We start from the raw sequence: 14,376 nt of genomic DNA, 5'->3' as shown, positions 1-14,376 counted from the left end.
AATATATAATATTTTAATAGGATGTGAAAGTGTGCCCTGTTGTTTGGCGCAACAGTGCCACTGGCCCCAGGTTTGATATAACAAACCTTATAACCTCTTACAATCAACAAAATAAGGGTAAGCATATTTATGGGAAACGATATTGAAGCAGCGGGGCATATGGGTTTATATCCCTACCAGGAACGCGATCTTAAAACACTTTTTGAAAAACTGTCAGCAGCGGCCGCCGGCTGCCGTATACTTTACCAGCTGCCCACGGGCGGGGGAAAAACGCGGATCTTCTCAGCAATTGTGAAATGGTTTGTAACCACCCATAAAAGCAAGGTGGTGGTGCTTACCCACCGCACAGAGCTATGCAGCCAAACCGCTGCCACGCTAAAGCAGCTGGGCATTAAAAATAAGGTGATCAACAGCGCTGTTAAACGGCTATCCGCCGCGCGTGATTACCAGTGCTATGTGGCTATGGTGGAAACACTGCGCAACCGCATCCGGGAAGGCATCCTGGACCCTTCCACCATAGGCCTGGTAATTATTGATGAAGCGCATCACAACTCGTTTCAGAAGCTGCTGAATAAATTCACCCGCGCAATTGTTATTGGCGTTACTGCCACGCCGTTCAGCTCAAATATCACCCTGCCCATGAACAAAAGCTATCATGAGCTGGTAGTGGGAGAAAGCATTGCCAGCCTCATACAACAGGGGTACCTGGCAAAACCCGTTAACTGGCGTTACGATGTAGAGCTAAATTCCCTGAAAACAGGCGTACACGGCGACTTTACCATCAGCACCTCCGATGAGCTGTATTCATCGCCGGCTATGCTTGAGCTGCTGCTGCATGCCTATGAAACGCATTCAAAGCACAAAAAAACGCTGATCTTCAATAACGGTATATTTACTTCCAGGAACGTTTGTAAAATGTTTGAAGACGCCGGCTACCCGGTACGCCACCTGGATAACCGCGCTTCGGCAGGAGAGCGGGCAGCCATTCTGAAATGGTTCAGAAGAACAAAAGGCGCTGTCTTAACATCTGTTTCCATTCTTACTACCGGCTTTGACGAGCCCTCTATTCAAACGGTTATTTTAAACCGGGCCACCACCTCCATCACCCTCTACCACCAGATGATCGGAAGAGGTTCCAGGAGCACGTCCCGGAAAAAAACCTTTACGATCATTGACCTGGGGAACAATACAGACCGCTTTGGCGATTGGCAGGCGCCGCTGGACTGGCAGCTGATATTTGACAGGCCCGAAGCTTTTTATGAAAGCCTGCATGCGCCGTCTGCCCAGGAATCGCATACGGTTTCTCCTGATCTCAGGGCAAAATTTCCCAACACCCTGCAGTTTTCCTTTGATGTTCAGGAAGCGCACCAGCGCGCCGTTGCAGCCGGGCAAAAACCAATAGTGGTGATTAGGGACGCCATCCGGCAGCATGCCATGATGTGTATTGAAAACAGCGAAACCATTGCCGATGCCCTGCAGCTGGCCGCAGAGCTGGATGAGGAAATTGCCTGGCGTGTAAAGCAATATGGTAAATGCCTGGGCAGGGTAACAAAAAATTATACCGACTGGCTGAAGGAAGACTATAAATCCAGGCTCACCATCCTTATTCAGAAGCTGATGCAGCGCAATGCCGCCCGGTGTAAAGTAAAACCCAAGGCCGCATAGCTTCCGGGAACGGAAATATTTTTCAGCATGAACATACAGCATATCTGTTGGCGAAATATCTTTGCTGCATAACCGTATTCAATGCTGAACATCTTCCTGGGAAATACTTTTTTTACCGCTGCGTTTTCACTGGCTTTAATAACAGCACAGGCCCAGCAGGTACACGAGCCTCAATTAAATAAACCTGAATGGAGCGCACCTTATCAGCCGTTCCGGATTGCGGGCAACCTGTATTATGTAGGCACTTATGACCTGGCCAGCTATCTTATTACCACCGGCAAAGGCAACATCCTCATTAATACCGGCCTTGCCGCTTCGGCGCCTGTGATCAAAGCCAATATTGAGGCGCTGGGGTTCAGGTTCTCCGACACTAAAATATTGCTCACCACCCAGGCCCACTTTGATCATATGGGGGCTATGGCTGCCATTAAAAAGATGACCGGCGCAAAAATGATGGTAGATGCCGGGGATTCAGCCGTGGTAGCAGACGGCGGCAGCTCCGACTATGCACTGGGCGGCCATGGCATGGTGTACCAGCCGGTGAAGATAGACCGCATCCTGCACGACAGGGATGTGATAGCACTGGGCGATATGCGCATTACCATGCTGCATCATCCCGGGCATACAAAAGGATCCTGCAGCTTTCTTTTTGACGTGAAAGACGATCAGCGTTCCTATAAGGTGCTGATTGCAAATATGCCCACTATTGTTACGGAGAAAAGCTTTGCCGATATACCGGCCTATCCCGAAGTAGCCCGCGATTATGCCTATACGTTAGCCGCCATGAAAAATCTCCGGTTCGACCTGTGGGTGGCTTCCCATGCCAGCCAGTTTAACCTTCATAAAAAACATAAGCCCGGCGATGCATATAACCCTGCCGTATTTATGGACCGCGAGGAATATGATGAGCAGCTGGCCGGCCTGGAAAAGGAGTTTGCCAAAAAAATGAAGGAAGGGGGGAAGTGATCGGAATAGTTGTTTTTTAGGAAAAGATAACTATGTTTGTAACATCAATTCTTAGGAGCTCAAATGGTAGTTTAACCCGAGATCCCAAGACCTATGTAATAGTAACCAGTTGTTTTACCGGATGTTTGATCGATGGATATAGCTGTACTACCTGTTTGTACCCGTTAAGCACAAGAGCTATAGTATCGTAAATTCATCAGTTTTTTCATCTGCTTATCTGCTGCCGCAGGGTGGCTGAAATTGTTATTCGTTATGATAAAAAGAACGTTCTTCAGCATGGGTATAACCCTGCTGTCCCTTACCGCTTATTGCCAGGAGCCCGGGCCCGGCGTTTTTTCGGGGTATATAAATCTTGGCTGGTTAGAGGTGCAGTCTACTGTTAACCGGCCCCAGGGTTTGCTTTTTGGAACCACTACACCTACTACCGGTAATCAGGGCACCGCTTTCATTGGTCTGCACCGGAAGTCCTACATCAGCACTACCGGTACAGGGAACGATTTGAACGACCAGGTAGGTATCTGGATCAAGGGGTATTATCAGAACATAGGTAGTGCAATGCCCATTTTTATCGGCGGGGAAGGTTTTAACAGCGAAGATAGTAAGTTAACGGTAAGCCGGAATGGCAATATTGGCATTGGCACCATTAATCCCGGTACTGAGTTCAATACTAATCAGACTACTTATGGCAGCAGCTATAACGCATCTGATAAAGTGCTGACGATCCGGTCTGCCAATCAGCCGGTATTAGAACTGAGCCGCCCGGCAAGCAGCACCATCGGTAACAGGATAGGCGCTATCTACTTTACAAATGCCAGCAACCAGTCAGATGCACACCGGCAGGTAGCCGGTATCTGGGTTGAAAACGCGGGAAGAACCGATTATCCGACATTAATGGGCGGCCGTCTGGTGTTTATGACTAAAGGTTACGCTGGTGGGGTACAAAACAAAATAACAATGGATTCTTTTGGCAACCTTGGCATTGGTACACTAGATACCAAAGGTTATAAGCTGGCTGTGGCAGGTAATATGATTGCAGAGCAGGTAAAAGTGAAGCTGCAAAGCGGATGGCCTGATTACGTATTTACGGATGATTATGCACTGCCGCCCCTGGCCGAAGTAGCTGCCTATATAAAGGCAAACAAGCACCTACCGGAAATACCGGCCGCAGAGGAAATTGCCAGGGAAGGGCTGGATGTAGGTCAAATGAACAAGCGGCTGCTTAAAAAGGTAGAAGAGCTGACCTTGTACATAATAGCGCAGCAGCAGGAAATTAAAGCGCAGCGCGAGAGCAATAAAGCCCAGATGGAAATGCTGCTGAAACTGCAGCAGGAGGTTGCAGCACTTAAAGCGCAGGTGCAGAATGGCAAATGAAACTGACAGATCAATACCGTTCTGTAAGCAGTTCCATCCTCAGCACTATGGTTTTTTCAAATGCGCCTGCAGCACCCGCAGCACTACTCTTTTTAACGATTCAAGCGTACCCGGTTTTTCCACGCATTCCCTTGCCCCCAGTTCTATGAACCGGTTAATGTCATAATCTTTGATTAAGGTTGAAAAGATGATGATAGGGGCCGACAGGAATTTCAAATGCCTTGTTGCGCTTAAAAATTCAAGACCGTTCATCCGGGGCATGTGTAAGTCAAGAAAGATAATATCAGGTACAGAGAATGCCGGGTCAGTAACCAGCTCCAGCGCCTGCATGCCGTCATTTGCATATACCAGCTTTATTGAACTATCAATCATATTTAAAACTATCTGAAAAAGCTCCCGGTTATCTTCGTCGTCGTCTATTAAAAATAGGGTAATGTTATTCACAGCTGAATAGTTTAGCATCCATCCGAATACTATATTCGAAACAGGCAAAAGTTAGTTAGGTGAATTAGCTTGGGAAAGACTGGCGCAGAAAAAAAGCAGCAGATTTAATAGGATAGTTATCAGACCGTTGTGCCGCTAAAACGACTATGTAACTGCTAATTTATGCAGAAATAATTGTAATCCGAAATACACGGTATTTTTAATATTGCAGGGCCCGGCATGCAGGCAAAAACGGCACCTGCTTATCCCAACAGCGGGGGAATGTCTGCACCGGTAATAAACCCCTGTAAAAGCCAGTGCCCGGGTGCAGGTTACTTACAATCGCCCTGCGTCTAGTCGTGGTGGCATACGTCTGTAACTACCCTCTTGGTGCAGGTTACTTACAATCGCCCTGCGTCCGGGAGTGAACGTGTTTTGTTCGTTTCCGGACAATTTACAGGCGCGGTTGTTCCGGAACAGTTGTCTGCCACGGCTTTCACAATTGGCATAGCGATTGGAACGGCTCATGGCCATATATCTCCGCAGCATGTTCAGGAACTATTTTAAAACAGCTATCAGAAATCTTCTCCGGTTAAAATTATTTACGGGTCTGAATATTTTCGGGCTGGCTACCGGCATGACATGCAGCCTGCTTATTATTTTATGGGTACAGGACGAGATCAGCTTTGACAGGTTCAATAAAAACGCCGGTAAAATATACCGTATTACCGCCAACGTATCTGGCGTGGAAGCCGCCGTGGTGCCGCCTCCGCTGGCCGCTGCCGTTAAAGCGGAAATACCCGCTGTGAAGAACGCCACCCGCATCGCAGCTTTACACAAGGTAATTACAGCAGGAACAAAAAAGTTCGACGAAAAAAACATTTATTACGCCGATACCAACTTCCTGAAAATATTTAACTACCCTTTGCTTAAAGGAAATGTAGCCACTGTGCTTTCCGCACCGGATGCAGTGGTGCTCACCGTCGCTACCGCGGTGAAATACTTTGGCAGCACAGAAAATGCCATGGGTAAAACCGTTTACATTGATGATGATATAAAAGGCCGGAGCATGACGGTAACAGGGATATTGAAGAATGTTCCGCCTAACTCTCACCTGCAGTTTGATATGCTGCTGCCCATTGCCATGTACGACCGGTTGAATAACCCTGACGAAGCATGGAGTAATTTTGATGCCTACGTGTACTTCCAGGTAGCGGATAATTTCAAAGCCACCCCTGCGGCATTAAAGAAGCTGGAGCAGCAGATAGATGCCCTCCGCGCCAGGAACGACCGTTCCGGCACAAAAGCCGCCTTAGCCATCCAGCCATTAACAGCTATTCACCTGCACTCGCATTTTATGCTGGATGTAGACGGGCAGGGGAATGGCGAATATGTAACGATATTTTTGCTGGTGGCTGTTTTTATTCTGCTGATCGCCTGCATCAATTTTATGAACTTGTCAACCGCCCTTTCCTCCAGGCGGGCTAAGGAAGTAGGTTTGCGCAAGGCCATAGGCGCGCAGCGGGTGCAGCTTATTATACAGTTCATGAGCGAGTCGCTGTTGCTTTCTTTTGTTTCCCTGCTGGTGGCCACCGGCCTGGCAATCGTATTGCTGCCATTGTTCAATGAGCTTGCCTCAAAAGCTATTTCCATTAACCTGCTGAATATAAAAATCATTGTTACCCTTTTAATAACAGCGCTGCTGGTAGGGCTGGTGTCAGGCAGCTACCCGGCCTTGTTCCTGTCGTCTTTTAACCCGGTAAAAGTGCTGAAAGGCATCAGGATTTTCCAGGGACGTAATGCTTATTTGAGAAACGGGCTGGTAGTGCTGCAGTTTGCCATTGCCGTTATTTTAATAATAAGCACCCTGGTAGTATATACGCAGCTGCAGTTTATAAAGAGCAGGGATATGGGTTTCAATAAAGAGAACCTGCTGTATGTGCATATGCCCGAAGTAGGCGACCTGCATGACCATAAAGAAGCGCTGAAAGCAGCGCTGAACCAATACCCCGGCATAACCAGCTTTACCATCACCGATAACCTGCCCACTTATCTTACAACAGGCGCGCGCATTACCTGGCCGGCTATGGACCCGCAGGAGCAGGTAATTGGGTTCCGGCTGCGTACCAACGAAGACTTTATTAAAACATTCGGGATGCGCCTGGTAGCCGGAAGGTTTTTTGAAAAAGGCCGTGTGTCGGACGATAGCGCGTATGTTGTAAACGAAACCGCTTTAAAGGTAATGCACCTTACGCCGGCAGCGGCGCTGGGCAAAAAGATCGGGATGAACGGCCTGGAGGCGCCCATAATAGGGGTGGTGAAGGACTTTAATTTTAAGCCGATACAGCACCCGGTGGAGCCATTGGTCATAAGAAAAAATTTTGCAGGCGGTTACGTGGTATTGCGCACGGCGCCGGGAAATTTGCAGCATACCATTGCCGCGTTGAAAAAGGTATTTGAAAAAGTTTATGGTGATTATCCCTTCTCGTACGGGTTTATGAACGAAGATATTTCAAAGCTGTACAGGGCCGAGCAGCAGATGGGCAGGCTATTCAACGTGTTTGCCATCCTGGCTGTCATTATCTCCTGCCTGGGCCTTTTCGGGCTGGCTACCTTTGCCACGCAAAAGCGCATCAGGGAAATCGGGGTGCGTAAGGTACTGGGTGCCACGGAAGCCAATATTGTTGCCATGCTGTCGAAAGACTTTATGAAGCTCGTAGCGGCAGCGCTGGTAATTGCTTTTCCGGTGGCGGCCTGGCTAATGGCAAGGTGGCTGGAGGGTTTTGCCTACCGCATTCATATGCACGGCTGGATGTTTCTTGTAGCCGGACTGGCTGCCCTTATCATAGCATTTCTTACAATAAGCTACCAGTCGGTAAAAGCAGCTGTTACCAACCCTGCAAAAAGCCTGAGAACAGAATAACTTTTATACCCTTTCGCGCTGTTCCTTATCCGTGTCCAAGGTTTCCTTCCATTTTTTCTGGCGTTCTTCCGTTGCTTTGTCGGGGCGCGGAGGCTCTTCCTGCCCGGTATCGCCGTCTTCATCCAGTGAAGGGAAATTAATGTGCTTGTCACGGTTAGCTTCAGCCGGTACGTCCAGGTGGCGGTCTTTCTCCTGTGGCAGCGGCTTGTCTTTTCTTTCTTCCATAACGGTATTTTTTTGATACAGTTATACTCCCCCAAAAAGCATGCATTTTATAAACAGGAGGGGGCAGCTGTTACTGCTGAGTACAACCTGTTACAGTATTGCAGGGCAAAACATTTGTTCAAACATCCATGCCCCCGAAGGCTATCAGCCGGGAACCGCCATCCATCTCTTTTGCATTTTATGCTATATATAAACAGCTAAGCAGCTATTGATTGATGGCCATAGATGCCGCCCGTTATTGCCTTTATGCTTTGATGGCACAACCTTTGCATTCAACGGGTTGGTAATGTATCGGGTTTAATTAATATAAACAGCTACTATATGAAACTACGTTTTTTGTTATTTGTATCACTGGCAATGGTTATACTGGGAGCAGGCTGTGTAAGCAATAAAAAGTTTGCCCAGCTGCAAAGCAGCTACAATGATCTGCAAAACCGGAACCGTGACCTGGATGGTAAATACCAGGAGTGCCAGCGAAATCTTTCAGGTTCCAGCACCAGGGTGCAAAGCCTGGAAGAGCAGATTGCGGCGCAGCGCACAGGACTTGCGTCCCTGCAGGCTGCGTTGGATAAATGTCTTAACTCCTCCAGCCAGGGCAATGTGAATATATCAAAACTGGTAGATGAGATCAATGCTTCCAACAGGTACATCCAGCACCTTGTAAATGCCAAAAACAAAAGCGATTCGCTTAACATGGTGCTAACAAACAATCTTACACGTTCTTTAAGCAGGGAGGAAATGCAGGATGTGGATGTGCAGGTTTTAAAAGGCGTTGTTTATATTTCGCTTTCTGATAACATGCTGTATAAATCCGGCAGCTACGAAATTTCCCCTGCAGCCAATGAAACACTGAGCAAGATCGCCAAGATCATTAAGGACTATAAAGATTATGCGGTGCTGATTGAGGGTAATACGGATAACGTTCCTATTTCCAGGCCCAATATCCGCAACAACTGGGACCTGAGCGCACTGCGGGCATCTTCCGTGGTACAATCGTTACAGAACGATCATGGTGTGGATCCGCGCAGGCTTACAGCCGGCGGCCGGGGCGAATATAACCCCATTACTTCTAATGATACAGAAGCCGGCAGAACCAGGAACAGGCGTACGCAAATCATTATTACGCCCAAGCTTGACCAGTTTATGGAGCTGATAGATAAAGCGCCGGAAGCCGACAGTACCGGAAACAACCCGCAAGGAGGTAACAGCTAAGCGCTAAAGCCTGCCGCCAACATACAAGATCCGTGAAGCCGCGCAAATCTTCCAGGTTTGCGCGGCTTTTGTTTACAGGAAGGGCTGTGCGGCCAGGTGTTATTTCCTATTTGTGCTTACTCAATTTTCTTTTACTGGTAAAATACCTGCGCACCGGTATATCATACCATATCATAACCAGGTAAGCTATGCCGGTTAACACCACAATGGCAATGCTCACCATCCAGGTTAGCTGCACCGTGCCTGGTTTATATTGGTTATAATAATTGGCAAACGTCCAGATAACCGCATAATGCGTCATATACAGCGGGTAGGAAATTTTCCCCGAGAACACGCATATACCTCTTGCGCCTGCAGTTAGCCGGGAACCTGCGCCTAATGCAATCAGCAGCGGAAAGTAAAGGATCACCACGGCCAGCTCCGCGAGCCAGTTTTGTTTAAACCAGGGCATCAGCAGTGCGGCCAGCAGCAAAATAGTAAGGCCGGCAAATCCCAGCCTGTTTTTTATGACAATATTGTAGCGGTAAACAAGCATGCCGGCCGTAAATGAATACGCAATACGGGCCCCGCCATGCCAGAAGGTGCTTTTACCCCAGCCTCCCATAAGATTTCCGGCGGTATAGCCTACATAACAAAGGCATGCCGCTGCCGCTACAGCTATTGCCAGCAGCGTGCGTTTACTGAGCTTACATAGCACCCAGGCATATACGATATTGGCTATATACTCCCAAAACAGCGACCAGGCAGGCGCATTAAGGCCGAACAGGTTAAAGCTTCTTTCGGGCATTACGGGATAAGGCACCAGCAATATGGAGGCCAGGAACAGCAATGCTATTTTGCCGGCATCATAACCTGCAGGCGGCGCCGAAAATGGGTCGAAGAGGAAGGCAAGCAAGCCCAGTACAGAACCCAGTACAACTAAGGGGTGTAACCGGATGAGCCTTGATTTGAAAAACTCGGTTACGCCCATCCGCCCAATGCGGTCGTCATAAGCGTACGCAATCACAAATCCGCTCAGGCAAAAGAAAAAGTCTACTGCCAGAAATCCATGCCCCGCAAAGTTTTTACTATAATCACTGTACACCCATTCCAGGAAATGGAATATTACTACTACTATGGCGGCAATGCCTCTCAGGCCATCCAGTATTTCAAAATGCTGTTTGGTCTTTAGCAGGTCCTGGCTTCTCTTTGGCGCGGTGCTTGTTATTGTATCCATGCTGTGATTTAGGTATCGGGGAAAAATAGTTATCCGGGCTTATATATGCAAGTAAAATAGTGTGGTTGCAATATATTATATTGATGAACGAGCTTTATTTAAACGCCGCCGGCAATATTCACGGTTAGCTTTCCGGCTACCGGCCCCGGCAGGGCGATTCATTCGTATATATACTAATTATTTACAAGTTGAGATTTATTGCATATGTGATATGCAGAAAGAAAAAAATTAAATGGGTAATTTTATCACTAATAACCGATAACTGAAAAATGGGACTGCAAACAGGAGCCACAAACCGCCTGGTAAAGCCTGCAGGGGAAATACCGTCACATTACCTTGAAGAAAATTATATACTGGATCTTTTACCGGCCGCGGTGTTCATTTGCGATATGTCCGGCGTAATAAGAAAGTATAACGAGCAGGCGGCAAAGCTATGGGGAAGACGCCCCGTGCCCGGCAACCCGGATGAGCGTTTCAGCGGCGCCTTCAGGCTGTACCGCCCCGACGGCGCCTGCATGCCCCACGATGAAAGCCCGGTAGCCGCCAGCCTTAAAGATGGTTTGCCCAGGAAAGATGTGGAGGTGATAATTGAACGACCCGACCTTTCCCGTTGTATGGTAAGCATGAATATTGTTCCTATGGCGGACGGTGAAGGGAAGCAGGTAGGCGTAATGAATTGCTTCCATGATATCAGCGATCAAAAGCAAACAGAAAAAGACCTGCAGCGGAAAACAGTGGAGCTGCAGGATTATGTGAATAATGCCAGCATAGGCCTGCATTGGGTAAATGCAGCAGGCATCATTGTTTGGGCCAACAAGGCGGAGCTGGATATGCTGGGTTACACAGCAGAAGAATATATAGGTCGCCATATTGCGGAATTTCATGTACATAAGGAAAAGATTGACGACATACTTACCCGGCTGAACTGCAATGAAACGCTGCAGCAATACGAGTCCGAATTACGCTGTAAGGATGGCAGCATTAAAACTGTACGTATCAGCTCCAATGTGTTCCGGGAAGACGGGCAGTTTATACATACCCGTTGCTTTACGATAGATGTTACCAATATAAAAAGCGCTGAGAACGCGCTGCGCGAAGGGGAGGCAAAATACCGGCAGCTGGCTTTATCCCTTAAAAGAACCGTAGAGGAAAAAATACAGGACCTGCAGAATAAAACCGAAGAGCTGAGGAAAAGTGAGGAACGCTATCATAAAATGATAGAGGAGGTAGAAGAGTATGCGATCATCTTGTTGGATAAAAATGGCATTGTGCAGCACTGGAACAGGGGCGCGGAAAAAATAAAGGGCTATAAAGAGGAAGAAATTGTAGGTAAAAGCTTTGAAGAGTTTTACCTGCAGGAAGACCGGGATATGGGAGTGCCGGCCGCCTTCCTGGAAAAAGCCCGCAGGGAGGGCAAATCCTCCCTGGAAGGCTGGCGGAGGAAAAAAGACGGCACCTCTTTCTGGGGCAACACGGTATTAACTGCGTTGCACGATGCGGAAAATAATATTATCGGCTTCTCCAAGGTAACCCGCGATCTTACTGATAAAAAAATGGCGGAAGACCAGATGCGTGAGTACATGAACCAGCTTGAATTCCAGAACAAAGAGCTGGAGCAGTTTGTTTACGCCGCGTCGCATGACATGAAAGAGCCGTTACGGAAGATATGGCTGTATAACGATTTTATTGCCGGTAACGCCGCCAACCAGCTTGATAATAAGTCAAAGGATTACCTGAAGCGCTCCATACACGCGGTGCAGCGCATGAATAGCCTTATTGAAGACCTGTTAACCTACTCCAGGACCACTTCCTACGTGGAAAGCTATGAAGAGGTGGATTTGAACAACGTTATGGAAGAAATTATACAGCTGCACCGCGAAGAGTTTGAACAGGCAGGGGCCAGCATTGATATGACCCCGCTGCCGCGTATACGGGCTATTCCCTTCCAGATCCAACAGCTGCTGTTTAACCTGGTTAACAATGCGGTGAAGTACCGGCATCCCAACAGGGACGCCGTTATAAAAATAACCAGCGAAGTGGTGAACGCACACGAAATACCCGAGTTAAAGGCAGAAGGCGCACGGCAGTATTACAGGCTTGCTGTATCAGATAACGGCATTGGTTTTGACCCCCGCTATGCCGGAAAGATATTTGAGATTTTTCAGCGGCTCAATAACCTGCCCGCGGCCAAAGGGTCGGGGATAGGGCTGGCCATCTGCAAAAAGATTGTCCAAAATCACAAAGGAAGCATACAGGCGATAGGAATACCCAATGAAGGAGCCTCTTTTGTGATATACCTGCCAAAGAAATAATTAACGGGGTTTGCAGAAACCCAGCAGCTTTTTTGCCAGCTTATGCAGCCCGGCCATGCTGTGTGGTTTTACAATGTATTCAGTAGCGCCCTGTGTCATGCACTCATTAATATGCAGCGGCGCATTGGAAGTGCTCAGCACTACTTTGGGAATGGGATTATAGCGGTCCTGGGTACGGATAAATTCCAACAGCTGCGACCCGTTCAGCTCCGGCATGTTATAATCCAGGATGATAAGGCCCGGCAGCTCGTTATCCGGCCTTGACTCCAGGTATTTCATGGCAGTGAGCCCGTTTGTAAACTTATGCAGCTCCACCTTTGGCGCTATACTGAATATAGCTTCCTCTATCAGCTCAAGATCTTCCGGATCATCATCAGCCAGCAAAATTCTTGGGCATCCATATTCCATGTGTTCGAGTTATACAAGTTGTAAGCGTAGTTAAAGCCGCAAAGTTACGTTTATAAGTGATTCACTGTAAAACAACCCTTAAATAACCGGCTAATTATGCCTGATACCGGGCAGGGCAATAACATGCAAAATGCCGCTTTATAACCCGCTTACAGCTCCATCAACCCTACATCATCCAGGATAATAACGCCGGATTTTGACTGGTCAAAAATAAAACCGATGCTCCGCAGGCGGTGCATGTCAAATTCCGGGTGTTTGCTTTGCAGCGTGTCCAGGTTAAAATGGAAGAAGTCGGGGATAGACTCTGCATCGTCATTCTGGTTCAGGAAAGCAAACTTTGTAAGCTTTTTTTGTATCTGCGGCTGCAGCGGCATGCATTCGCTTAGCAGGAAACGGATATGAGCGCCCTTGCCGTCTGTTAATTCCACGGTAAAGTCAATGGGCTTTTTTTCTTCCGGGTTTTTCTCCTCTTTTTTCTCTTCTTTTTCGGCCTGCTTTTCTTCCTTTTTTTCTTCTTTAGTGGGTTTGCCTTTCTCCACATGCAGGGAGCTTTCATTGCTTTCCGCCATGCTGAATACCAGTGATTTGCCTTCCGGCTGCAGCGCGGCGCTGTCCGGCAGGTTAAAGGTGTACGTTCCCACCAGCGGGTCTACCTTTTCCCGGTTCCATCCGATATAGGCGGCGCGGGAAATATGATCGCCCCACATCAGCTTATGCAGCGCTTCGCGCCATACGCTCAGGTGCTCCGATGAAATGGTTACCCCGGGCATGGTGGCTGTTTGCAGGTCCAGGTCTTCCTCATACCGGGCTATGAAGGCGGCCCTGCTGCTTTCATACTGGTTAAAATAAAGCTGTTTGGGCAGCCACTGGCGTCCGTAGCGGTAATCTTCAAACAATGGCCTGTACACGGTGTCGCCTTTTAAGTTTACATCCAGGAAAGCGCTGATGTACACTTTTGCTATCTGCTCCTGGTCGCGCGCGGGCATAAGGTTGGTTATATTAAACTGGTTAATATACGGGCTGCTGCCGTCGTACCTGCCCCAGGAAGTATTGAACTGGCCATGGTTGGCGTGGTGCACATATAAGCCGGCCTTAAACCCGTTGTACGACGGCGAATATTTAATACGCATATAAGGGCTAAGCCCCCCGTATGATTGCATGTCCATATCATGCGTGCCCTGTATTACAAAGTAGTTGATGTTTTTCAGCGGGGCCAGTATTTCTGCCGGCTTATATTGCCCGTCTACCGGGGCAATGGCTATGTAAGCTTTGATATGGAAATTGAAGTTGAACACTTCGTTTGCATTATCCGGGAAGTTGGGCAACGTGTTGAACAGGGCTGCGTGCGACACGGCTTCTCCGCCTCTTGAGTGGCCTATGAGGGCAATGCGGTCCATATCAATACGATGATAAAAAGGGTTGTGCGGGTCCTGGTTCCATTTTCTCCATAGCTCCAGGTGCTTCAGCATCAGCCAGCCGCGGGTGCCGTTCTCATTTTTGAGGCCTGCTTTGGGCAGGTCGGTAAAAGCGGTGTTCAGGAAATTCTCGTCAATGGAAGCTACAATATAGCCCCTGCTGGCCAGCAGCTTACCCAGGTAATCATACCCGCCTTCCGACCAGTCCTGCGCAAGGTGGTTGCCGTGCACCACAATCAC

General features: G+C 48.2%; 10 protein-coding genes and 1 pseudogene. 6 read left to right on the top strand and 5 right to left on the bottom strand.

All coding sequences use genetic code 11. The annotated features are described in order from the left end of the window. Positions 1–129 precede the first annotated feature (129 nt). The 3 genes from VFS25_RS00490 (at position 130) to VFS25_RS00480 (ending at position 4,002) form a co-directional block, all read left to right on the top strand. Positions 130–1,665 (top strand): DEAD/DEAH box helicase, encoded by a 1,536-nt coding sequence (locus VFS25_RS00490; protein ID WP_326460143.1) that lies wholly within the window; start codon positions 130–132, stop codon positions 1,663–1,665. 81 nt (positions 1,666–1,746) lie between these two features. Then, positions 1,747–2,631, top strand: coding sequence for a subclass B3 metallo-beta-lactamase (bla, locus tag VFS25_RS00485; protein ID WP_326460142.1), 885 nt, complete (start codon positions 1,747–1,749; stop codon positions 2,629–2,631). A 252-nt stretch (positions 2,632–2,883) separates the two neighbouring features. Next, positions 2,884–4,002 (top strand): hypothetical protein, encoded by a 1,119-nt coding sequence (locus tag VFS25_RS00480; RefSeq protein WP_326460141.1) that lies wholly within the window; start codon positions 2,884–2,886, stop codon positions 4,000–4,002. A gap of 45 nt (positions 4,003–4,047) precedes the next feature. Here the strand turns inward: VFS25_RS00480 and VFS25_RS00475 are convergent, their stop codons facing one another. Beyond that, the gene (locus VFS25_RS00475; protein WP_326460140.1) at positions 4,048–4,446 is read right to left on the bottom strand and encodes a response regulator; all 399 of its coding nucleotides are present in this window, start codon (positions 4,444–4,446) and stop codon (positions 4,048–4,050) included. 505 nt (positions 4,447–4,951) lie between these two features. Here VFS25_RS00475 and VFS25_RS00470 point away from each other — a divergent pair. Continuing rightward, positions 4,952–7,348: an ABC transporter permease gene (locus tag VFS25_RS00470; RefSeq protein WP_326460139.1), complete on the top strand. Its 2,397-nt coding sequence runs from the start codon at positions 4,952–4,954 to the stop codon at positions 7,346–7,348. Between the two features lie 3 nt (positions 7,349–7,351). On the opposite strand, the gene VFS25_RS00465 is transcribed toward VFS25_RS00470, so the two are convergent. Further along, a complete protein-coding gene (locus VFS25_RS00465; protein WP_326460138.1) occupies positions 7,352–7,573 on the bottom strand; it encodes a hypothetical protein in 222 nt (73 codons plus the stop codon). A 321-nt stretch (positions 7,574–7,894) separates the two neighbouring features. On the opposite strand from VFS25_RS00465, the gene VFS25_RS00460 reads away from it, so the two are divergent. After that, the gene (locus VFS25_RS00460; RefSeq protein WP_326460137.1) at positions 7,895–8,785 is read left to right on the top strand and encodes an OmpA family protein; all 891 of its coding nucleotides are present in this window, start codon (positions 7,895–7,897) and stop codon (positions 8,783–8,785) included. Positions 8,786–8,891: 106 nt separating this feature from the next. Here VFS25_RS00460 and VFS25_RS00455 read toward each other — a convergent pair whose 3' ends face one another. Beyond that, positions 8,892–10,001, bottom strand: coding sequence for an acyltransferase (locus tag VFS25_RS00455; protein ID WP_326460136.1), 1,110 nt, complete (start codon positions 9,999–10,001; stop codon positions 8,892–8,894). 269 nt (positions 10,002–10,270) lie between these two features. Here VFS25_RS00455 and VFS25_RS00450 point away from each other — a divergent pair, with 269 nt between their 5' ends. Beyond that, positions 10,271–12,313 carry a PAS domain S-box protein gene (locus VFS25_RS00450; RefSeq protein ID WP_326460135.1) on the top strand — a complete coding sequence of 681 codons (2,043 nt, stop codon included), beginning with the start codon at positions 10,271–10,273 and terminating at the stop codon, positions 12,311–12,313. On the opposite strand, the gene VFS25_RS00445 is transcribed toward VFS25_RS00450, so the two are convergent. Together VFS25_RS00445 and VFS25_RS00440 are read right to left on the bottom strand one after the other, a co-directional pair. After that, positions 12,314–12,721, bottom strand: a complete 408-nt coding sequence (locus VFS25_RS00445; protein WP_326460134.1) for a response regulator — start codon at positions 12,719–12,721, stop codon at positions 12,314–12,316. A 149-nt stretch (positions 12,722–12,870) separates the two neighbouring features. Further along, positions 12,871–14,376, bottom strand: a pseudogene (locus VFS25_RS00440) (hypothetical protein); the annotation flags it as partial.

The sequence above is a fragment of the Chitinophaga sp. genome (assembly GCF_035761305.1).
Taxonomy (GTDB): Bacteria; Bacteroidota; Bacteroidia; order Chitinophagales; family Chitinophagaceae; genus Chitinophaga.
Note: the sequence above shows the minus strand (reverse complement) of the source record. Positions and strands in the feature narration are given on the sequence as shown.